This is a genomic window from Providencia sp. PROV267 (genome assembly GCF_028477825.1).
In the GTDB taxonomy this organism is placed as follows: Bacteria; Pseudomonadota; Gammaproteobacteria; order Enterobacterales; family Enterobacteriaceae; genus Providencia; species Providencia stuartii.
This window is the reverse complement of record NZ_JAMPLX010000005.1, coordinates 1-20,939: the sequence shown is the minus strand read 5'-3', so window position 1 is coordinate 20,939 and position 20,939 is coordinate 1. Positions and strand designations below refer to the sequence as shown.

At 40.3% G+C, this 20,939-nt stretch carries 15 protein-coding genes and 1 pseudogene; 9 read left to right on the top strand and 7 right to left on the bottom strand.

What is annotated here, in order from left to right; all coding sequences use genetic code 11:
• Positions 1 to 4: 4 nt before the first annotated feature.
• Entirely contained in the window at positions 5 to 409 is a 405-nt protein-coding gene (mutT, locus tag PR709_RS03355; RefSeq protein ID WP_040133346.1) for an 8-oxo-dGTP diphosphatase MutT, read from the top strand.
• Between the two features lie 189 nt (positions 410 to 598).
• On the opposite strand, the gene yacG is transcribed toward mutT, so the two are convergent.
• The 7 genes from yacG to ampD form a co-directional block, all read right to left on the bottom strand.
• Positions 599 to 796 carry a DNA gyrase inhibitor YacG gene (gene yacG / locus PR709_RS03350; protein WP_004921873.1) on the bottom strand — a complete coding sequence of 66 codons (198 nt, stop codon included), beginning with the start codon at positions 794 to 796 and terminating at the stop codon, positions 599 to 601.
• A gap of 16 nt (positions 797 to 812) precedes the next feature.
• Positions 813 to 1,571, bottom strand: a complete 759-nt coding sequence (gene zapD / locus PR709_RS03345) for a cell division protein ZapD (protein ID WP_004921870.1) — start codon at positions 1,569 to 1,571, stop codon at positions 813 to 815.
• 9 nt (positions 1,572 to 1,580) lie between these two features.
• Positions 1,581 to 2,186, bottom strand: coding sequence for a dephospho-CoA kinase (coaE, locus tag PR709_RS03340; protein WP_014656411.1), 606 nt, complete (start codon positions 2,184 to 2,186; stop codon positions 1,581 to 1,583).
• 155 nt (positions 2,187 to 2,341) lie between these two features.
• Complete coding sequence (locus PR709_RS03335; RefSeq protein ID WP_004921863.1) at positions 2,342 to 3,529, bottom strand: type II secretion system F family protein; 1,188 nt, start codon at positions 3,527 to 3,529, stop codon at positions 2,342 to 2,344.
• Positions 3,529 to 4,929 carry an ATPase, T2SS/T4P/T4SS family gene (locus tag PR709_RS03330; RefSeq protein WP_004921861.1) on the bottom strand — a complete coding sequence of 467 codons (1,401 nt, stop codon included), beginning with the start codon at positions 4,927 to 4,929 and terminating at the stop codon, positions 3,529 to 3,531. The genes PR709_RS03335 and PR709_RS03330 overlap by 1 nt, the downstream gene beginning before the upstream one ends.
• 14 nt (positions 4,930 to 4,943) lie before the next feature.
• On the bottom strand, positions 4,944 to 5,369 hold the full coding sequence (ppdD, locus tag PR709_RS03325) for a prepilin peptidase-dependent pilin (RefSeq protein ID WP_004921858.1): 426 nt from the start codon (positions 5,367 to 5,369) through the stop codon (positions 4,944 to 4,946).
• 553 nt (positions 5,370 to 5,922) lie between these two features.
• On the bottom strand, positions 5,923 to 6,471 hold the full coding sequence (ampD, locus tag PR709_RS03320) for a 1,6-anhydro-N-acetylmuramyl-L-alanine amidase AmpD (RefSeq protein WP_042116854.1): 549 nt from the start codon (positions 6,469 to 6,471) through the stop codon (positions 5,923 to 5,925).
• A gap of 259 nt (positions 6,472 to 6,730) precedes the next feature.
• Between ampD and nadC the strand changes: the two genes are divergently transcribed.
• The 8 genes and pseudogenes from nadC to PR709_RS03280 all read left to right on the top strand — a co-directional run.
• Positions 6,731 to 7,630 carry a carboxylating nicotinate-nucleotide diphosphorylase gene (nadC, locus tag PR709_RS03315; protein ID WP_004921849.1) on the top strand — a complete coding sequence of 300 codons (900 nt, stop codon included), beginning with the start codon at positions 6,731 to 6,733 and terminating at the stop codon, positions 7,628 to 7,630.
• 1,056 nt (positions 7,631 to 8,686) lie between these two features.
• Positions 8,687 to 9,457: a pyruvate dehydrogenase complex transcriptional repressor PdhR gene (gene pdhR, locus PR709_RS03310; RefSeq protein ID WP_004921841.1), complete on the top strand. Its 771-nt coding sequence runs from the start codon at positions 8,687 to 8,689 to the stop codon at positions 9,455 to 9,457.
• A gap of 165 nt (positions 9,458 to 9,622) precedes the next feature.
• Positions 9,623 to 12,289 (top strand): pyruvate dehydrogenase (acetyl-transferring), homodimeric type, encoded by a 2,667-nt coding sequence (gene aceE / locus PR709_RS03305; RefSeq protein ID WP_004921831.1) that lies wholly within the window; start codon positions 9,623 to 9,625, stop codon positions 12,287 to 12,289.
• Between the two features lie 13 nt (positions 12,290 to 12,302).
• Positions 12,303 to 14,162, top strand: coding sequence for a pyruvate dehydrogenase complex dihydrolipoyllysine-residue acetyltransferase (aceF, locus tag PR709_RS03300; protein ID WP_004921828.1), 1,860 nt, complete (start codon positions 12,303 to 12,305; stop codon positions 14,160 to 14,162).
• A gap of 204 nt (positions 14,163 to 14,366) precedes the next feature.
• Positions 14,367 to 15,794 carry a dihydrolipoyl dehydrogenase gene (gene lpdA, locus PR709_RS03295; RefSeq protein ID WP_014656403.1) on the top strand — a complete coding sequence of 476 codons (1,428 nt, stop codon included), beginning with the start codon at positions 14,367 to 14,369 and terminating at the stop codon, positions 15,792 to 15,794.
• Positions 15,795 to 16,182: 388 nt separating this feature from the next.
• Positions 16,183 to 16,533 (top strand): VOC family protein, encoded by a 351-nt coding sequence (locus PR709_RS03290; protein ID WP_004921822.1) that lies wholly within the window; start codon positions 16,183 to 16,185, stop codon positions 16,531 to 16,533.
• A gap of 443 nt (positions 16,534 to 16,976) precedes the next feature.
• Entirely contained in the window at positions 16,977 to 19,574 is a 2,598-nt protein-coding gene (gene acnB, locus PR709_RS03285) for a bifunctional aconitate hydratase 2/2-methylisocitrate dehydratase (protein ID WP_004921820.1), read from the top strand.
• A gap of 1,117 nt (positions 19,575 to 20,691) precedes the next feature.
• Positions 20,692 to 20,939: pseudogene (locus PR709_RS03280) on the top strand (fimbrial protein); the annotation flags it as partial.

Here is a 20,939-nt window from a genome sequence, read left to right as displayed (position 1 = left end):
AATTATGGAAAAAAAACACCTTTATATCGCTGCTGGAATTATTCGTAATAACGCGCAAAAAATATTTATTACAGAGCGTCCAAGTGGAACGCATATGGCCGGTTTTTGGGAATTTCCCGGGGGAAAACTGGAAAACGGCGAACAACCGCAAGATGCACTTATCCGTGAACTAGAAGAAGAAGTTGGCATTATCGTCACTGAATGTGAGCTTTTTCATTGTGTCGAACACGAATTTGATGAACGTTATGTCACTTTATACTTCTTTATGGTTTCAGATTGGGAAAATGAACCTTATGGGAAAGAGGGACAAAAAGGGCGTTGGGTCGATCAAAAAGACTTGGTCGCAAGTGAATTTCCTCCAGCTAACCGAGTGATTATTGATATGTTAAACGCAGAAGATATTCACTGAGATTAAGTTAGGGGTTGTTGACGATAAACCGGGGCCGTATCCCAAGGTAAACAGCCATATTAGTGTTTTCTTGTTCGTGTAGAAAAATATCATTACTAGCTTATAGCAGCAGGATATTTATCAAAAATGCTTTATATCTCAATCTATCTCAGAGGAATGATTGGGATATAAAGCTCATCACTCATGTTGCTACTGGTCGGGTTGTTCGCTCCAGTTATCGCTGTCAGAAATATCCCCTTGGCTGGTAATACGCTTTTCTTCAGCAGCCCATTCACCTAGGTCAATGAGCTGACAGCGTTTACTGCAAAAGGGCCGATAAGGGCTTTCTTCACCCCAGACCACAACTTTTTGGCAAGTTGGACAATTAACTTCAATTTTTTCAGTCATTTATTACTACCCCTTATTAGCAGCAGGATAATTCAAAGGCCATCGTTGTGGGTACAATACCATTTTCACTGTCAATGTGAAGAAAACGGATAGCAAATCGCGTTTTATGACCTGAAATCTGAGGGAAAATTAATTTATCGCTGGATAACTTCACTCTTAATAACTCTTTGTCTTCAACACTATCTTGATAAAAACCATTATGGCACTCTTTTAGCTCAAAAGCGCCTGCGTGGCGGATTAAGTTCAAGATAGTATCTAATGCATCTTTGAGTGGCATGAGACTCTTTAGCCACTCGCTAATAGCCTGATCTTTTTGTTCTTGTGGCATATGAAGCCACAACTGTAATGTGGGCAGATCGAAACTACAGCATCCACCAGGGATACTTAAGCGCTGGCGCACCATACTAATAATTTTGTCATTTCGTAATTGTTGACCAAATCTAGGCGCCGCGGTGATATTGGTAATCTTAGCCGCAAGATCATCAAGAAGTGTTGAGATCAACTGGTTGTCTGCATTTGGAGCCTCGGCCCATGCAGCTAAACGCTTACGCTGTTTTTCTAGCTCTTTGATCAGATCAGAGCGTACTTCACCTCTATCAAGGATTTCAATTAATTCTGAAACTGAGCGGAAAAAGGCAATACCAGAGGTATAGGATGTAATGTGACTAAGCTCATAAACCTGTTGTAATAGTGTTTCGAGCCTTAACCATGAGCGAATTTTTTCATTCAATGGATACTCGTAAGTGACGAAGTTTACAGTGTTTGATTCACTCATATTTATTTCCTATTTTTGCTGTTGTGCTAACGTCATATACTTTTCGTGCAATGTGGCTACCTTTTCAGCTATGTTTAATTCACCATCATGGTTTGTAATAACATCATCAGCTTGTAGTAAACGGTTTTCTCTGCTGGTTTGGGCTTTCAAAATATTCACTACATGCTCTTCACTCACATTGTCTCTTTGTACCGTGCGTAAAATTTGTTCTTCAGGGGTGACATCAATAACCAGCACCCGATTGGCAAGATGAGCGAGTTTATTTTCAAATAACAGAGGTACAACCCATAACACATAAGGGCTATCGGCCTGCTGTAATTGTTGTTGTGTTTCTTGATGAATTAAGGGATGAAGTAGGGCATTTAGCCATTGTTTCTCGGCGACATCAGAAAAAATAATTTCCCTAAGACGTTGTCGATTGAGAGAGCCATCAGGTTGAATAATGTCTGCGCCATAACGAGAGGCGATAGCTTCAAGGGCTGGTGAGCCAGGCTCGACGACTTTTCTGGCAATAATATCAGCATCAACTAGCGGTATTCCTAGCTTGGCAAAGTGATTCGCAACGGTTGTTTTACCGCTACCGATCCCCCCTGTTAATGCAACAATATAGCTCATAATCTTCTTCATTCTATTGAAAAATAGTAGGTTACACGGATTTTTTTGATTTGTCTTCACTCACAAGATAATACGCACGGTAGGTTTACTGATCTTAACATCCGCAAGTAGTTTTATAGCATAAATAGGCAAAATGCTATCCTATAATTAAGCCATTAAATCCCTGTTATAACATTTCCTAAATTGAAGATAGGGAGGTACATTGCCACCATAATAGTTCCAACGAGGAATGCCATTAGCAATAGTAAGATAGGTTCGAGATTCTTTAATGACTTTTCAGTTAAGCTAGTATGTTGCGTTGAAAAATGTGTAAATAAATACTGTAAGAAGTGAGGAAGCTGACCAGACTCTTCTGCAACAGCGATTAGCTGATGCACAATACTTGGAAAGAAAGCGCTGTTTTTAACGGCAGCAGATAATGACTCCCCTTTTAAAACAGCATGATATACAGAAAGGCTTTCTTTTTTATACAACGGATTATGCAGTGTATCCGCTGTACATTTTAAACATTCTGTTAGTGGCAAACCCGCTTGGAGTGTTGAGGATAAGGTTAAGAAAAAGATATTCAAGTTACTATTTTTGATTAATTTTTTGATAGGTGGAACATAAAATAGCAACGTAATAATGAGTCTTACGGTATTCGCTTTAAATTTCCAAATCAGTAATGAAATAATTAGCGTTATAAGTAAAAAATAAGGGAAATAATCAGTGATCAAATTAGATAAATAGATCATGATTTTTGTGATTAAAGGAAGCTCGTGTTGAAAACTTTGATAAATAGTTTCAAATTGTGGTAACACATAAACCAACATAATGAAGATTAATGCGATAGAAAACAATGTTAATACAATAGGGTATCTAAGTGACTTAGTGATTTTTTTCTTTGTCTCTTCATTGTGTTTTAGCATACCTGCAATGATTTTAAAGTTATTTTCATAATTTCCGGTTTTTTCTGCGACGCTTATTAAACTGATTATGGTGGGGGTGAAGATGTTAGGGTGTTTTCTTAAGCTATCAGAAAACCGATTGCCTTTCTTTAAGTCAGTGATCGTCGATGTGATAATCTTTTGCCAAAATGGTGAGTGTGTGTTTTTTTGCAAAATATATAGACTTTGGAGTAAATTAATACCGGATGATACGAGGGAATTTAGTTGATAGAAAAAATGCGTTCGGTAGTTAATATTGGCCGCGTTGAGAATGAATATGGCTTTTAAACGAATATGAAGTGGAGTTTGTTCCGCTTCTAAGAGTTCAATAAAGGCTGATTTTTTATTTTTAGAAATAATAAAATCTTGGACAATATTATTATCATGAGATAAAGCGGTATAAGAATAGATAAACATTAAATAATCTCCCCTGTCCCTGTAATAGCATAGAGCTCTTGTAATGTGGTTTCACCTGCTTCAATTAAGTTCAATCCATCCTGAAAAAGTGTTTGAAAATGAGTGATACATTGTTTTCCATGCTGAAAAATCTCAGTCAGTGCATCTTGCCCTAGATACTCATATATGGCGGTTCTCCCCATAAACCCTGCAAAACAGAGATCACATCCCGTGGATGACCACTCTTTTATCGTTTTATTGTCGCTAATTTGTGTATTTTTAGGGTGTGTGACTTTACAGTTTGGGCATAATCGGCGTACCAGCCTTTGTGCAATCACCATTTTTAAGCAAGAACTCAATTGGGATTGACTCACACCTAATTGCGCCATCCTTTCAATGGCGCTAAATGTGCAATTGGTATGTAGAGTTGATAAGACTAAATGGCCTGTTTGTGCGGCTCTGGTTGCTATTTGTGCCGTTTCTTCATCTCGAATTTCTCCTACCATGATAATATCAGGATCTTGCCGGAGTAAGGCTCTTAGTATGTGAGCGAAACTCAAGCCATATTTATCGTTTACTTGAACTTGGTTAATTCCAGATAGTGGGATCTCAATAGGGTCTTCAATGGTAGATATGTTACGTGAAGATTGATTGAGATACTCTAATGCACTATAGAGCGTGACGGTTTTCCCACTGCCAGTCGGGCCTGTGACAAGAATTAAGCCCTGTGGTTGCAATAGCTCTTTTTTTAAACTTAATAGCAAATTATTGTGCATCCCTATTTGTTCTATAGAATACTTTAGCTGGGTGCTAAGTATCCGTAGAACCAATTTTTCACCATATAATGTTGGTATCGTTGACAGGCGAATACTGTAATTATGCCCTTCGAAATGCCAACTCATTTGCCCATCTTGTGGTAATCGCTTCTCTGCAATATTCAATTTGGCAACTATTTTTATTCGAGCAATAATTTCATTATTGATTTCGAGAGGTGGTGAAGGAATAAAATAGAGCTTGCCATCTACACGTAAACGGATTTTTATCCCTTGTTTTGATGGTTCGATATGAATATCAGATGCGCGTTTTCTTACCGCTGTTTTGAGCATATTCTCTACAAAATCAACGGCGGGTGAACGTGTATCTAGCTGCTCGGCACCATTAGGTTGATAGTTTGTTTCTGGCTCTTGGATCTCCTCATATTTTTTATTGAAGTAATGATCAATCTTTTCTTTTGGCCAAATGTCATAGCATACCGGCACGCTAGCAATAAAACGTAAAGTAGCAAGTATATTGTCATCTGGCTTTTTAGGTACACCTATAGATAATCTTTTATGATTGTAATCAACAATAATAATATAGTGTTTATCACAAATACTTTTTAATTCTTTAAATATAAAATCTCTTTCCCTGGTGCTATTCATAAACTTACCTTATATTAAAAGATGAAGGTATTTTCACATAATGCTTTTAATTTACTGTCACTATCATGTTCGCAGGCTACTTGCCATTGGAATGGTGAACTATCAGTAGGGATAATTGGGGTTAAAGTCACAGAGAGATTGGCAAGACTCTTATCGGCTATAAAGTTAATAATGCCTGACTTTACATCTATTGTTTTGATATATTTTCCTTTTATATTATTAGGAATATTTTCACTTCCTGCATTACAGCCAGTTAATGAGCCTTTATTAAACGCGCAAATTTCAATATTATTCTTATATGGTAAAACTGTTTGTAATACATCGGTTATTGCCGCTTTTTGCATATAACCTTGATATCCCGGTATTGCAATAGCACTTAATATAGAAATTATTGCAATGACAACCATTATTTCAATTAAAGAAAATCCTTGTTGATTCATATAGCCTCCTTGTTGAGTGAGGAGGCATCTTAAATTGTTCCATTTGATTATTTAATCTCTTCAAACCCTGCATACGAGCACCTACGAAAAATTAAAATAAAAAATGTATCGTATTACATTTTCTTGGGAGAAGACTCGCAAAGGTAAATATGGTGGACAATAAAATATCGAGTTAATGAGAAAGTATGATAAAACTAATGAGTAGAAGCGGGGGAAGTAGGGGCTATTTTAGAGAGAATGCTATAAACCTCGCGCAGTGTGGATTGGGATATAAGATGAAAAAACTAAAGGGCTTTAAAGAGTAATCCATCGTTGAACATGACTGACAATCCACATCCGGCATAAGGGAATTATAGGGGGCAATAGCTGAGCTTGTCGTATCAGCCGACAAAGAGCAGTCTTATCCGTCATATCGGCAGTTGCGGGCCGAAAAGTGGAAAGCTTCGCGGTTTATGGCGAGGGGCAGTCATTGTAGAGACTTAAAAGAGTCCATCTAAAGTAGGTTTAAACAGAGATAAGGCACTCAGTTAAGTCGGTTGCACTATAAATTATATTATCTTTTATGTTTTAACAGGGCCTTGAATTGTTGCCAATCAAAATAAGGGCCGGGATCTGTTTTACGGCCGGGGGCAATGTCGCTGTGACCGGTGATGTTATCTTGTAATTCAGGGTATAGCTCAATAAGAGCATGTGTCAGTTTTACTAGCGAATTGTATTGTAAAGGCGTGAAAGGCTCAAAATCCGTGCCTTCAAGCTCGATCCCAATTGAAAAATCATTACATTTTTCTCTACCCTTATAAAGGGATTGCCCAGCGTGCCAAGCTCTTAAATGAAAAGGAACATATTGAATAATCTCGCCATCACGGCGAATTAAACAGTGGGCTGAAACACGAAGGTGTTTGATTTCATCAAAAAAGGCATGCTCTATTGGGTCGAGTGTTCCAGTAAAAAGCTGGTTGATATAAGGCCCACCAAATTGGCCAGGGGGTAAGCTAATATTATGGATAACTAACAGGGAAGGGATAATGTTCTCAGGGCGCTCATCATGGTGTGGTGAAGGGATATGAGTCACATTTTGTAGCCAGCCATTATGTATTTTTATCTCTGGTAGCATAGTATTCCCGTTTTATTACTCGCTTATATTCGTTATCTTGAGTTGAGAAGATTAGCATATACACAAAATTATTCGAGATGTATGTTTGTAGCGGTGGTTCTATTTTCATACCCAAGCACATTGAGTTGTATGTACTGTAATAGCTTAGATGATTGGGCGATAGCAAGATGAATAACGTGCGCCATAAGGCTTGATACATGATGGGTATAGATGGCAATGGGCACAATAAATTTATTGGAGTGGATTGATGGCGACGAGGCGTTATAGCGAAGAACAAAGACGTGAATTATTGCTTGAAAGGTTAAATAGCGATATTCCATTTATAGTAAGCCACGCGTTAAAAGAAGATCTTGGGCAAACAGTTGATTTTAAGCAAGATATTACGGGGCAGCTTTTACAACCTACTTCACAAGCTAAAGCGCGTATTATTACACGAGAAGAAGGTGTTTTTTGTGGACAAAAATGGTTAGAAGAAGTTTTTAGCCAGCTTGGTGGGCAAGTTAGCATTGTATGGCATGTGAATGATGGAGATAAGGTTGCGCCAAATCAGCTGCTTTGTGAAATGTCAGGGCCTTCACAAGTATTACTCACTGGAGAAAGAACGGCATTGAACTTTATCCAGACATTGTCTTCTGTTTCTACTGTAACTGCTCAGTATGTGGCGAAAATTGAAGGCACAAGAACCAAATTATTAGATACACGTAAAACGATCCCCGGCTTAAGAAGTGCTCTTAAATATGCGGTACTAATGGGTGGGGGTTTTAATCATCGTCTTGGTTTATCAGATGCTTATTTAATTAAAGAAAACCATATCATTTCGGCAGGCTCTGTTGCTCAAGCAGTGGCGTTAGCGAGGCAAGCTCATCCGGAAGTTCCTATTGAGGTTGAAGTTGAAGATTTAACTGAATTACTTCAAGCATTAAAGGCGAATGCAGACATTATTATGCTTGATAATTTCACTGTCACGATGATGAAAGAGGCTGTTGTACTGACTGCGGGTAAAGCCGCTCTCGAGGTGTCTGGTGATGTTACATTAGATACTATCAGAGAATTTGCGGAAACTGGGGTTGATTTCATTTCTGTTGGTGCATTGACGAAACATATTAGAGCGATGGATCTTTCAATGCGTTTTATTGAAGAAAAATAAGCAATATAGCCAGGACTCCCATCGCTAACCTAGTGCCCGATGATGGCCGCATTTAGCAACAACAGAATAAATATTAACCATCATAACTCCCCCTTTCTCATAACAAGAAAGGGGGAAGAGATTTTCTGTTTATTTAGTCACAACAGTGGGCATTTTGCCTTGATTCATGTATGGCAGCAGTAATAGCAAATATGAAAATTGAGAGCCGTTATCTTAACTAAATCCACCTTATTACGCTGTGCATAAAGCTAAAACGAGGGAGTGCTACGCCAACGCTTTTTACTCAGAAAGGTGGGTTTTGAGTATGGCCTTGATATTAGCTTGTTGATTACTAGCTAACGAAAATAAATATTGGAGCGATAGGCCGCGAAAGCGAGCATCGCCGTCTCATGCTAGTAGGCCTCCTAGGTTGAGGCAGGCTTATTTTTTCGTATAGGTAGTATCATCTAGGGCGCTTTGCTGTTTTTTGAACTATTCTAGTCTAGGTGTATTCATTCCAACTAATTAGCCAGACATTTTTATCTATAAAACGCAGTGCAGTTAGAGTCTAATCAAGATGTAACCTCATCATTAATCGATAGATGAGCCGATTACAGATTTTTATATCGTGTAGCCTTGCTATCTTGGTGAATATAGACAACGCTTACATTGCGTAAAATAACAAATGACGTGAATATTTAACTAGATTGTTAAGGTTGCTCCTTGCGGATCTGCATTTGAAACGGTTACTGTGAGTTAATATGGTTATTATTCGTTATTATTGAATAATAAAACGCTAATGGTTTGGCTATATCGATTCAGTTAGTGTGTTTATAGCATAGAAATTCGCTTTAAATGTTAAATTACCGTGCTGGCAATCGGAGGATTAGTTATCAAAACATGCTAAAATTTAAAAAAATCTGTTAAAATTTGCAGGATTTTATGATTTAGCTCAAGGTCTTTATGGACAGTTAGTGAATACTTTGTTACTTTATTAATCCGTAAAGAAATTGGTATTACCAATTAACACTGAGCAATACCTAATCAATAATTAATCACTAACGATCATGGCAGGTTATGGCTTACGGTAAAATTCGCCAACCAAAATTATCAGATGTTATTGAGCAGCGCCTCGAGCATCTTATTTTCGAAGGGACATTGCGCCCCGGCGAAAAGCTGCCTCCTGAACGTGAGCTGGCAAAACAGTTCGACGTTTCTCGGCCATCAGTGCGTGAAGCTATCCAAACTCTTGAAGCTAAAGGTCTATTATCTCGCCGCCAAGGTGGCGGAACTTTTGTTCAAAAACAGATGTGGCAAAGTTTTAGCGACCCACTAACTGAACTTCTTACGGGGAATCCCGAATCTCAATTTGATCTTCTTGAAACACGCCATGCCCTTGAAGGGATAGCTGCTTATTATGCGGCGTTGCGTGGTACGGATGAGGATTTGGAGCGAATTCGACAAAGCTATGAGCTAATTATTAAAGCTCAACAAAGTGGCGATATTAATGCGGAATCAAATGCGGTTTTGCAATATCAACTGATTGTCACAGAAGCGGCGCATAATGTGGTGATACTGCATTTGCTACGTTGTATGGTGCCAATGTTGGAACAGAATATTCGTCAAAACTTTGAGTTTTTGTATACCCGCAAAGAAATGTATAAAGCAGTTAGTGAACATCGAGCTCAAATATTCTCCGCTATAATGGCAAGAGAGCCTGAGAAGGCAAGGGAGGCTTCCCATCGCCATTTAGCCTTTATTGAAGAGCTACTTTTGGATATTAGTCGTGAACAAACAAGGCGGGAGCGTTCTCTACGTAGGTTGCAGCAACATCCTGATTTAAATTAGTAATGCAGATTACTGACTGCTGCGTCTGCATTACTGTGACTACTCTCTGTGAGAGTTCTAGCGGCAACAACAGCAGGGCCTATCTTCTCGCTATTTTGTAGAAAGTAGCGCGAAGATAGGCTCCACATAAACATTAAAAAATAGATAACAGATAAGGAATACACCATGTCAGATATGTTGAAAAATGACGTGGATCCGATTGAAACTCGCGACTGGCTACAGGCGATTGAATCGGTCATCCGTGAAGAAGGTGTTGATCGTGCTCAGTTCATTATCGAACAGGTATTGAATGAAGCGCGTAAAGGCGGTGTTAACATTGCTGCTGGTGCATCTGGTAGTTCTGATTATATCAACACTATTGCTGTTGAAGACGAGCCTGCATACCCTGGTAACATGGATTTGGAGCGCCGTATTCGCTCCGCAATTCGTTGGAACGCAGTCATGACTGTACTGCGTGCTTCTAAAAAAGACTTGGAGCTGGGTGGTCATATGGCATCATACCAGTCTTCTGCAACTTTATATGAAGTCTGTTTTAACCATTTCTTCCGCGCTCATAACAACAATGATGGCGGTGACTTGGTCTTTTTCCAAGGTCATATCTCCCCAGGGATCTACGCACGCGCATTCTTGGAAGGTCGTTTAACTGAAGAGCAGATGAATAACTTCCGCCAAGAAATTGGTGGTAAAGGTCTGTCTTCTTATCCACACCCTAAATTAATGCCTGATTTCTGGCAATTCCCAACTGTTTCAATGGGTCTTGGCCCGCTAAATGCTATTTATCAAGCGAAATTCTTGAAATATCTTGAAAACCGTGGCCTGAAAGACACTTCAGCTCAAAGAGTGTACGCTTTCTTAGGCGATGGTGAGATGGATGAGCCAGAATCTAAAGGTGCTATCACTATCGCGACACGCGATAAGCTAGATAACCTTGTATTCGTGATTAACTGTAACTTACAGCGTCTAGATGGCCCTGTTACAGGTAACGGTAAAATTGTCAACGAGCTGGAAGGTATCTTTAATGGTGCAGGCTGGCAAGTCATCAAAGTTATGTGGGGCGATCGTTGGGACGAGTTGTTGCGTAAAGACACTAGCGGCAAACTGGTTCAATTAATGAACGAAACCCTTGATGGTGATTATCAAACATTCAAATCACGTGATGGCGCGTACGTTCGTGAGCACTTCTTCAATCGTTACCCAGAGACTGCTGCATTAGTTAAAGACATGACTGATGACGAAATTTGGGCGCTGAACCGTGGTGGTCATGATCCGAAGAAAGTGTATGCCGCATTTAAAAAAGCAGCAGAAACTAAAGGCAAGCCAACTGTTATTTTAGCTCAGACCATCAAAGGTTATGGTATGGGTGAAACAGCTGAAGGTAAGAACATTGCTCACCAAGTGAAGAAAATGAACATGGACGGTGTTCGTCACTTCCGTGATCAATTCAATGTGCCTGTGGCTGATGATCAACTGGAAAAACTGCCATTTATTACTTTTGATAAAGATTCAGAAGAATACAAATATCTGCATGAGCGTCGTCAAGCTCTAGGTGGTTATCTACCAGCACGTCGTACGCACTTTGATGAGAAATTAGAAATCCCTACGTTATCTGATTTCAGCCAATTGCTAGAAGAGCAATCAAAAGAAATTTCAACCACTATCGCATTTGTTCGTGCGTTAAACGTGATGTTGAAAAACAACTCTATCAAAGACCGTTTAGTGCCAATCATTGCTGACGAAGCTCGTACTTTCGGTATGGAAGGTTTGTTCCGTCAAATTGGTATTTATAGCCCTAAAGGTCAGCAGTATACGCCTCAGGATCGTGAGCAAGTGGCTTACTATAAAGAAGACTCTAAAGGTCAGATCCTACAAGAAGGTATTAACGAGCTAGGTGCAGGTTCATCATGGTTAGCAGCTGCAACATCATACAGCACAAACAACCTGCCGATGATCCCATTCTACATTTACTACTCAATGTTTGGTTTCCAACGTATCGGCGACCTAATGTGGGCAGCGGGTGACCAGCAAGCTCGTGGTTTCTTGATTGGTGGTACTTCAGGCCGTACAACTTTAAATGGTGAAGGCTTACAACACGAAGATGGTCATAGCCATATTCAATCACTGACTATCCCTAACTGTATCTCTTATGACCCTGCTTATGCTTATGAAGTTGCCGTCATTATGCAGGATGGTTTAGAGCGTATGTATGGTGAAAAACAAGAGAACGTGTACTACTACATCACGACTCTGAATGAAAACTATCATATGCCTGCAATGCCTGAAGGTGCTGAAGAGGGGATCCGTAAAGGTATTTATAAACTGGATTCAATCGAAGGCAGCAAAGGTAAAGTTCAGTTGTTAGGTTCTGGTTCTATGATGCGTCATGTTCGCGAAGCAGCTAACATTCTGTCAGCGGAATATGGCATCGGTTCTGATGTGTATAGCGTTACTTCATTCACTGAATTGGCTCGTGATGGTCAAGATTGTGAACGTTGGAACATGCTGCATCCTTCTGAAGCACCACGTGTACCTTATGTTGCTCAGGTAATGAATGATGCGCCAGCCGTTGCATCAACTGACTATATGAAACTGTTTGCAGAACAAATTCGTACTTACGTACCAGCAAGCGATTACCGTGTATTAGGTACTGATGGTTTCGGTCGTTCTGACAGCCGTGAAAACCTACGTCACCACTTTGAAGTGGATACATCTTATGTAATCGTTGCGGCGTTAGGTGAATTGGCTAAACGTGGTGAAGTTGATGTTAAAGTCGTTGAAGAAGCGATTAAAAAATACAACATCAACCCAGAAAAAGTTAACCCACGTCTGGCATAAGAGGTAATAATCAATGTCTATTGAAATCCAAGTGCCTGATATCGGTGCTGATGAAGTTGAAGTCACCGAAGTTATGGTTAAAGTTGGTGATAAAGTAGAAGCAGAGCAATCGCTGATCACTGTTGAAGGCGATAAAGCATCTATGGAAGTCCCATCACCACAAGCAGGTGTGGTTAAAGAAATTAAAATTGCAGTAGGTGATAAAGTCACCACTGGCAAATTGATCATGGTCTTTGAATCCGCAGAAGGCGCGGCTCCGGCTGCGTCAGCAGAAGCACCAGCGGTACCAGCCGCTGCCCCAACAGCAGCAGCTCTGAAAGAAGTGTCTGTTCCTGATATTGGCGGCGATGAAGTCGAAGTGACTGAGATCATGGTAAAAGTAGGTGATACAGTTGCAGAAGAGCAATCGCTGATCACTGTTGAAGGTGACAAAGCTTCCATGGAAGTTCCTGCCCCCTTTGCTGGTACTGTAAAAGAGATCAAGATTGCGACTGGTGATAAAGTGAAAACAGGTTCACTGATCATGGTCTTTGAAGTTGCAGGATCAGCACCGGCAGCGGAAGCAGCACCTGCATCGGCACCTGCGTCAGCGCCAGCAGCCTCGGCAATTAAAGATGTTAATGTACCTGACATCGGTGGTGATGAAGTTGAAGTCACTGAGGTTATGGTGAAAGTTGGTGATACTGTTTCAGCTGAGCAATCAATCATTACGGTTGAAGGCGATAAAGCATCAATGGAAGTTCCTGCACCCTTTGCCGGTACCGTGAAAGAGATCAAAATCGCCACTGGTGATAAAGTGAAAACAGGTTCACTGATCATGACGTTTGAAGTTGCAGGTGCAGCACCAGCAGCATCGGCACCAACTGCGTCACCAGCGCCAGCCGCTTCCGCTCCGGCAGCCGCACAGGCACCAGCAAAAGCAGCTGATAGCAAAAATGAATTTGTTGAAAACGACGCTTATGTACATGCAACGCCAGTCATCCGCCGTTTAGCGCGTGAGTTTGGTGTTAACCTTGCTAAAGTAAAAGGAACGGGTCGTAAAGGTCGTATTCTGCGCGAAGACGTACAATCTTACGTTAAAGACGCCATCAAGCGTGCCGAAGCACCAGCCGCTGCGGGTGGTGGTTTACCGGGCATGTTGCCATGGCCAAAAGTGGATTACAGCAAGTTCGGTGAAGTTGAAGAAGTTGAACTGGGTCGTATCCAAAAAATCTCTGGTGCTAACCTAAGCCGTAACTGGGTGATGATCCCTCATGTTACGTTGATGGAAGAAGTCGACACTACAGATGTCGAAGACTTCCGTAAGCAGCAGAACAAAGAAGCTGAGAAGAAACAACTCGGTGTTAAAATCACGCCACTGGTGTTTGTGATGAAGGCTGTTGCTCGTGCGCTAGAAGAAATGCCTCGTTTTAATAGCTCTATTTCTGAAGATGGCCAACGCCTATTCATGAAGAAATATGTCAACATCGGTATCGCGGTTGATACGCCAAATGGCCTAGTTGTTCCTGTTATCAAAGACGTGAACAAAAAAGGCATTATGGAACTGTCTCGCGAACTGATGGAAGTTTCTAAGAAAGCGCGTGCAGGCAAATTAACAGCTTCTGATATGCAAGGTGGATGCTTCACTATTTCTAGCCTTGGTGGCATCGGAACAACTGGTTTTGCACCAATTGTTAATGCACCAGAAGTTGCAATTATGGGTCTATCTCGCTCTTCCATCAAACCAGTTTGGAATGGTAGTGAGTTTGTGCCTCGACTGATGTTGCCTATGTCTCTTTCATTCGACCACCGTGTGATCGACGGCGCTGATGGTGCTCGTTTCATCACCCTAGTAGGTCAATTGATGAGCGACATTCGTCGACTGGTGATGTAATAAATTAGGCCGGCTTATTAGCCGGTCTGTTTTATTTAGGCTGGGGCAGAATTTTTTACTGTTCATCCGAAACGTTGCGAGTTACGTCACGTAATGAGCCTTTTCAGGATGTTAACAATTCTGTAAACTGCTCGCGGTGTGTATTTTCCGGTGGAATAATGCGTTTTTCGGCTGCCCCGCTGGACAAAACAAAAAGAGGTCATGATGAGTACTGAAATTAAAGCCCAAGTAGTGGTACTTGGTGCAGGCCCTGCAGGGTATTCTGCGGCTTTCCGTTGCGCTGACTTAGGTTTAGATACTGTTTTAGTAGAACGTTATTCAACTCTGGGTGGAGTTTGTTTGAACGTTGGTTGTATTCCTTCTAAAGCACTATTGCACGTTGCTAAAGTGATTGAAGAAGCTAAAGCGTTGGCTGAACATGGTATTGTTTTTGGTGAGCCAAAAACCGATATTTCTAAAGTTCGCCTGTGGAAAGAGAAAGTGATTAACCAGCTGACTGGTGGTCTAGCTGGTATGGCAAAAGGCCGTAAAGTAAACGTTGTGAACGGTCTTGGTAAATTTACTGGTGCTAACACACTGGTTGTTGAAGGCGAAAACGGTAGCACAACTATCAACTTTGATAATGCGATTATTGCTGCGGGTTCACGTCCTATTCAGTTACCATTCATTCCTCATGAAGATCCACGTATTTGGGATTCGACAGATGCGTTAGAGCTAAAAGAAGTTCCAGAGCGTCTGCTTGTTATGGGTGGTGGTATCATCGGTCTGGAAATGGGTACTGTGTATCATGCTCTGGGTTCTCAGATTGATGTTGTTGAGATGTTTGACCAAGTCATCCCTGCGGCTGACAAAGATGTGGTAAAAGTCTTCACTAAACAAATCAGCAAGAAATTTAACTTACTGTTAGAAACCAAAGTGACTGCCGTTGAAGCAAAAGAAGATGGTATTTATGTCACAATGGAAGGTAAAAAAGCACCTGCTGAACCACAACGTTATGACGCAGTTCTGGTCGCGATTGGTCGTGTTCCAAATGGTAAAAACCTTGATGCTGGTAAAGCGGGTGTTGAGGTTGATGACCGTGGCTTTATCCATGTTGATAAGCAAATGCGTACTAATGTACCTCACATTTTTGCAATTGGTGACATCGTTGGTCAGCCAATGTTGGCGCACAAAGGTGTTCACGAAGGTCACGTAGCGGCTGAAGTTATCTCTGGCCTGAAACACTACTTTGATCCAAAAGTTATTCCATCAATCGCTTACACTGAGCCAGAAGTGGCTTGGGTTGGTTTAACTGAGAAAGAAGCGAAAGAGAAAAATATCAGCTATGAAGTTGCAACATTCCCATGGGCAGCATCAGGCCGTGCGATTGCATCTGACTGCGCAGAAGGTATGACTAAGCTGATTTTCGACAAGCAATCTAACCGTATTATCGGTGGTGCTGTTGTCGGTGTTAATGGTGGTGAACTTCTGGGTGAAATTGGCCTTGCAATTGAAATGGGTTGTGACGCAGAAGATATCGCATTGACTATCCACGCTCACCCAACGCTGTATGAATCAATTGGTATGGCAGCGGAAGTCTTTGAAGGTAGCATCACTGACTTACCAAACGCAAAAGCGAAAAAGAAAAAATAATTTCTTAAGTCGCCTTAATAAACGGCCTCTGTAGTTGGCTGTTTATGACCAAAGCGCATAAAGCCAATGTGGAAACACATTGGCTTTTTACTTTTTCAAATATAAGCAGAGAGTCATATATATTTATCCTCTTATTTAAGTTGGGTTTATATTCTTAAGGAAAAAATTATCAACAATAATGTTTAGATGACTAATGGAATATTAAATTCTCATTTTTTATTCTGTTTTTATTTATATCTAATAAAGGGATGTGCATTTGATAACACGTAAATACGTAAGTCATGGCAAATTGGATTATTGTTTATACGTTCCGTAACTTACCTTCAATTGTGAACGAACCTGACATATCATTATCGATTATGGGTACTCACATAAATAAGCTAATTCAATGAAACTAATACCGACTGCCATTTTAATCCATGTTCCTGACGTTGCTATCGGCTTAGCTTGGTATCAACAAGCCTTTCCACAGGCGGTTGCCGAATATCTACCAGAGTTTGATTTTACCGTATTACACGTAGGGAATTTCACTATCGAGGTTGTCCAAGCTGACGCAAAGGTCTGTGAAGGTAAACGAGGCACAGTATTATATTGGCAGGTGGAATCTTTCGATTTAGCGGTTGAGCATTTATCTAAATTAGGCGCAAAACGGTATCGAGGGCCGATGTTAATAGAAGGTAACAAACGAATGTGTCAGCTTGAAGATCCGTTTGGTAATTTAATTGGATTAAAAGGGTAATAAAATCAATTAAAACCTTTAAAAAAATTAAAGCCAATCGTAATGATTTGCCTTATCAATTAGTAACGTAAATAAAATTACGATAAAAATATAATTTGTGATATGAGAGGTAAAAACACATCAAAAAGGGTGCGTTAAATGCGTAAATGCATTATAAAAAGTGAGGTTTTATCTGCTTTTTATAACTCTTTATAGTATCTTAAGCTAAAAAATAACCCGAAATTAATGGTTAAGGCTTAAAGTAAGCAGAGGGATGTTGCTTTCTTGTGAATGAATTAACATTTCGTTTAAACTCTGCTATGCTGAACGCCCGAAGCTGGGCATAATTTTACTGCCATTGAGATTATGCGAGCAAGTTCCTCTGACCTGGCACCGGATGATGATTTTTTCAAGATGGTGCAGACAGCCGGGTATATAAATTACAATGAAGCGAGGAGAACGTCGTGCTAGAAGATTACCGTAAGCACGTAGCCGAGCGTGCCGCTCAAGGGATTGTCCCTAAGCCATTAGATGCTGCGCAAGTTGCTGCATTAGTAGAATTACTGAAAAATCCACCTAAAGGTGAAGAAGATTTCCTATTAGACCTGCTGACCAACCGTGTGCCCCCCGGTGTTGATGAAGCAGCGTATGTCAAAGCGGGCTTTTTAGCCGCTATCGCGAAAGGTGAAACTACCTCTCCTCTTATCAGCCCAGAAAAAGCCATTGAACTGCTCGGTACAATGCAGGGCGGGTACAATATTCATGCGCTAATTGAAGCTTTGGATGATGCTAAGCTAGCACCAATCGCGGCTAAAGCACTTTCCCATACTTTGCTCATGTTTGATAACTTCTATGATGTAGAAGAAAAAGCAAAAGCAGGGAATGAGTACGCGAAACAAGTTATTGAATCATGGGCAAATGCTGAATGGTTCATCGAGCGTCCTGAGCTGGCTGAAAAACTGACTGTGACTGTATTTAAAGTTACAGGTGAAACTAACACAGATGACCTGTCTCCAGCTCCGGATGCATGGTCTCGCCCTGATATTCCGCTTCATGCCCTAGCTATGCTGAAGAATGCTCGCGATGGTATTGAGCCGGATGAACCAGGTAATGTCGGGCCAATTAAACAGATTGAAGCCTTGAATAAGAAAGGTTTCCCGTTGGCCTATGTTGGCGACGTTGTGGGCACAGGCTCTTCTCGTAAATCAGCAACTAACTCTGTGTTATGGTTTATGGGGGATGATATTCCGTTTGTCCCTAACAAACGTGGTGGTGGTGTTGTACTTGGTGGTAAAATCGCCCCTATTTTCTTCAATACCATGGAAGATGCCGGCGCGTTACCTATTGAAGTGGACGTATCTAAGCTGAATATGGGCGATGTTATTGATATCTACCCATATAAAGGTGAAGTGCGTAACCATGAAACGGGTGAGTTACTGGCAACATTTGAACTGAAAACGGATGTATTGATTGATGAAGTCCGTGCTGGCGGTCGTATTCCATTGATTATTGGCCGTGGTTTAACGGCTAAAGCGCGCGAATCACTTGGCTTAGAGCCAACTAACGTATTCCGTCATGCGAAATCTGTTGCACAAAGCAATCGTGGTTTCTCTTTGGCTCAAAAAATGGTTGGTCGTGCTTGTGGCCGCCCAGGTATTCGCCCAGGTGAATACTGTGAGCCTAAGATGACTTCTGTTGGCTCGCAAGATACCACAGGCCCAATGACACGCGATGAGCTAAAAGACTTAGCTTGCCTAGGGTTCTCCGCAGATTTAGTTATGCAATCATTCTGTCATACTGCGGCATATCCAAAACCCGTTGATGTGACTACGCACCATACACTACCTGATTTTATTATGAATCGTGGTGGTGTTTCCTTGCGCCCAGGCGATGGCATCATTCACTCATGGTTGAACCGTATGTTATTGCCAGATACTGTCGGTACGGGTGGTGACTCGCATACCCGTTTCCCAATCGGTATCTCTTTCCCAGCAGGTTCTGGTTTGGTGGCATTTGCAGCAGCAACAGGTGTAATGCCGCTTGATATGCCTGAATCTGTTTTAGTGCGCTTTAAAGGAGAAATGCAACCGGGCATCACGCTTCGTGATCTTGTTCATGCTATCCCTTTATATGCAATCAAAGAAGGCTTACTGACTGTTGAGAAAAAAGGTAAGAAGAATATTTTCTCTGGTCGTATCCTTGAAATTGAAGGGTTGCCTGAGCTAAAAGTTGAGCAAGCATTTGAATTAGCAGATGCTTCCGCAGAGCGCTCAGCAGCAGGCTGTACGATTAAACTGGATAAAGCACCAATTATTGAATATCTCCAGTCAAACATTGTTCTGCTGAAATGGATGATCTCAGAAGGGTATGGTGATCGCCGTACCATCGAGCGTCGTATCAAAGGAATGGAAAACTGGTTAGCTGACCCGCAGCTTCTTGAAGCAGACGCTGATGCAGAATATGCCGCAGTGATCGAAATCGACCTAAATGAGATCAAAGAGCCTATCTTATGTGCTCCTAACGACCCTGATGATGCACGTTTGCTGTCTGATGTTCAAAATGAAAAAATCGATGAAGTCTTTATCGGTTCTTGTATGACAAACATTGGTCACTTCCGTGCGGCAGGTAAGCTGTTAGATCAGCATAAAGGGCAGCTACCAACACGCCTATGGGTTGCTCCACCAACTAAGATGGATGCAGCACAATTGACTGAAGAAGGTTATTACAGTGTGTTTGGTAAGAGCGGTGCACGTATTGAAGTGCCGGGATGCTCTTTGTGTATGGGTAACCAAGCACGTGTTGCAGATGGTGCAACCGTTGTTTCAACCTCAACACGTAATTTCCCGAACCGTCTTGGTACAGGGGCAAATGTATACTTGGCTTCGGCTGAACTTGCAGCTGTCGCATCTTTGCTCGGTCGTCTCCCTACGCCTGCTGAGTATTTGCAGTTTATGGATAAGGTCGATGAAACTGCTGAGGATACTTACCGTTATCTGAACTTTGATCAGTTAGAGCAATATACTGAAAAAGCAGATAGTGTTATCTTCCAAACAACAGTTTAATTTAGCGATTTAGCAACAAATCAAAAGCCCTGAATTTAATCAGGGCTTTTTTTATGGTCGCTAATTAGGGTGTTAGTAACTTGATTAGCCGATTTGATAGGCGATAGTAACAGTGAGGAAAAATGTCGCTAATCGCTCGATAGGAAGCGCAATAGATCCTTTATCGTTTGGTGGATGATGAAGGGGAATCTATATAGTTAATGCATAAAAAGTGGTTTTAAGTGATACAGAGGAGTAATTCGGTTAGATCGTAAGCGTCGAATACGCAATATTGTGACAGAGTATGCGGATATTTTGTTGTAGATCTATATCGATATCACTCTAAACTGTTATCTTTTTGGCTAATTAATATTCATTAATTTCAATCTTGGTATGATTACTTTTTTAAACGACTAGCTAAAAAAGACTATTTTATCATTATTTGAAATTCTTAATTTGAATATTAAAAAAAGAAAAAAGATTATCTTTTTATTGATTATATTAATTTGATGATATTAATTTGATATTGAAACAATATTACTCGTTGCATTGAAGGCTATATTTATCATGTTTTTATTTTAAAAAATCATAATAATCAAAGAGGTGTGGTATTTTTTTAACTTGGTTGTTTTATTTATGTAAATAATTACTCGCGTTGCGAGTTAAAATTGAAAGATTATATTATAAAGTATTAAACTACATTAAATTAGATATTTTGTTCTTTTCTTTAGTTCTTATTGTGATTTGTTTGGAGTTATTTTCTTATCAATCTTGATTGGTATGAGTGACTATTACTATATTCTATTGTTTTTAATGGTGAAATAAATTGTTACATCTATGACTCCTTTGGTGAGTGTGCAATTTACTCGAGTTAGGTGTAATGTTAATTATAAAAAAGTTATCTATAATACTTACATCTGAAAAACAGTATTTCGTTGAGATGTTTTAAAGATGCATAAAAATAGAATGTGTTATCATAATTAGAGGTAATTAATATCGGCAGTAAAAATATTTTTATAACTCTTATTAAGATAAGTGATAATAATAATTAAAATATTTTTTTATATATTTACTAATATAAGTATTGGTAATGGATTCTATTTTTCTTTATTTTGTTTTTTATTATAGAAGGTTAATCATGTTTAAGAAAACATTATGTGCACTGTCGTTAATTTCTGTTTCATATGCGGCATTCTCTGCACCTGTTGCTAATTTAAAAGTTACGGGCTCGATTACGCCACCAACATGTACTATCGATAACCAAAATGAAGTGGATGTTGAATATAAATTTGATACAGCGCCAAGTATGTTCCCTTTATCAGGTAACTTAACGTTAACGCCAGTATCGAAAAAAATTGAGATAGTGTGTGATGCAACAACGTATTT

Coding starts and splice junctions, on each gene's coding strand:
- mutT (WP_040133346.1), top strand. CDS start 5: ATGGAAAAAAAACACCTTTATATCGCTGCTGGAATTATTCGTAATAAC.
- yacG (WP_004921873.1), bottom strand. CDS start 796: ATGACTGAAAAAATTGAAGTTAATTGTCCAACTTGCCAAAAAGTTGTG.
- zapD (WP_004921870.1), bottom strand. CDS start 1,571: ATGAGTGAATCAAACACTGTAAACTTCGTCACTTACGAGTATCCATTG.
- coaE (WP_014656411.1), bottom strand. CDS start 2,186: ATGAGCTATATTGTTGCATTAACAGGGGGGATCGGTAGCGGTAAAACA.
- PR709_RS03335 (WP_004921863.1), bottom strand. CDS start 3,529: ATGTTTATCTATTCTTATACCGCTTTATCTCATGATAATAATATTGTC.
- PR709_RS03330 (WP_004921861.1), bottom strand. CDS start 4,929: ATGAATAGCACCAGGGAAAGAGATTTTATATTTAAAGAATTAAAAAGT.
- ppdD (WP_004921858.1), bottom strand. CDS start 5,369: ATGAATCAACAAGGATTTTCTTTAATTGAAATAATGGTTGTCATTGCA.
- nadC (WP_004921849.1), top strand. CDS start 6,731: ATGGCGACGAGGCGTTATAGCGAAGAACAAAGACGTGAATTATTGCTT.
- pdhR (WP_004921841.1), top strand. CDS start 8,687: ATGGCTTACGGTAAAATTCGCCAACCAAAATTATCAGATGTTATTGAG.
- aceE (WP_004921831.1), top strand. CDS start 9,623: ATGTCAGATATGTTGAAAAATGACGTGGATCCGATTGAAACTCGCGAC.
- aceF (WP_004921828.1), top strand. CDS start 12,303: ATGTCTATTGAAATCCAAGTGCCTGATATCGGTGCTGATGAAGTTGAA.
- lpdA (WP_014656403.1), top strand. CDS start 14,367: ATGAGTACTGAAATTAAAGCCCAAGTAGTGGTACTTGGTGCAGGCCCT.
- PR709_RS03290 (WP_004921822.1), top strand. CDS start 16,183: ATGAAACTAATACCGACTGCCATTTTAATCCATGTTCCTGACGTTGCT.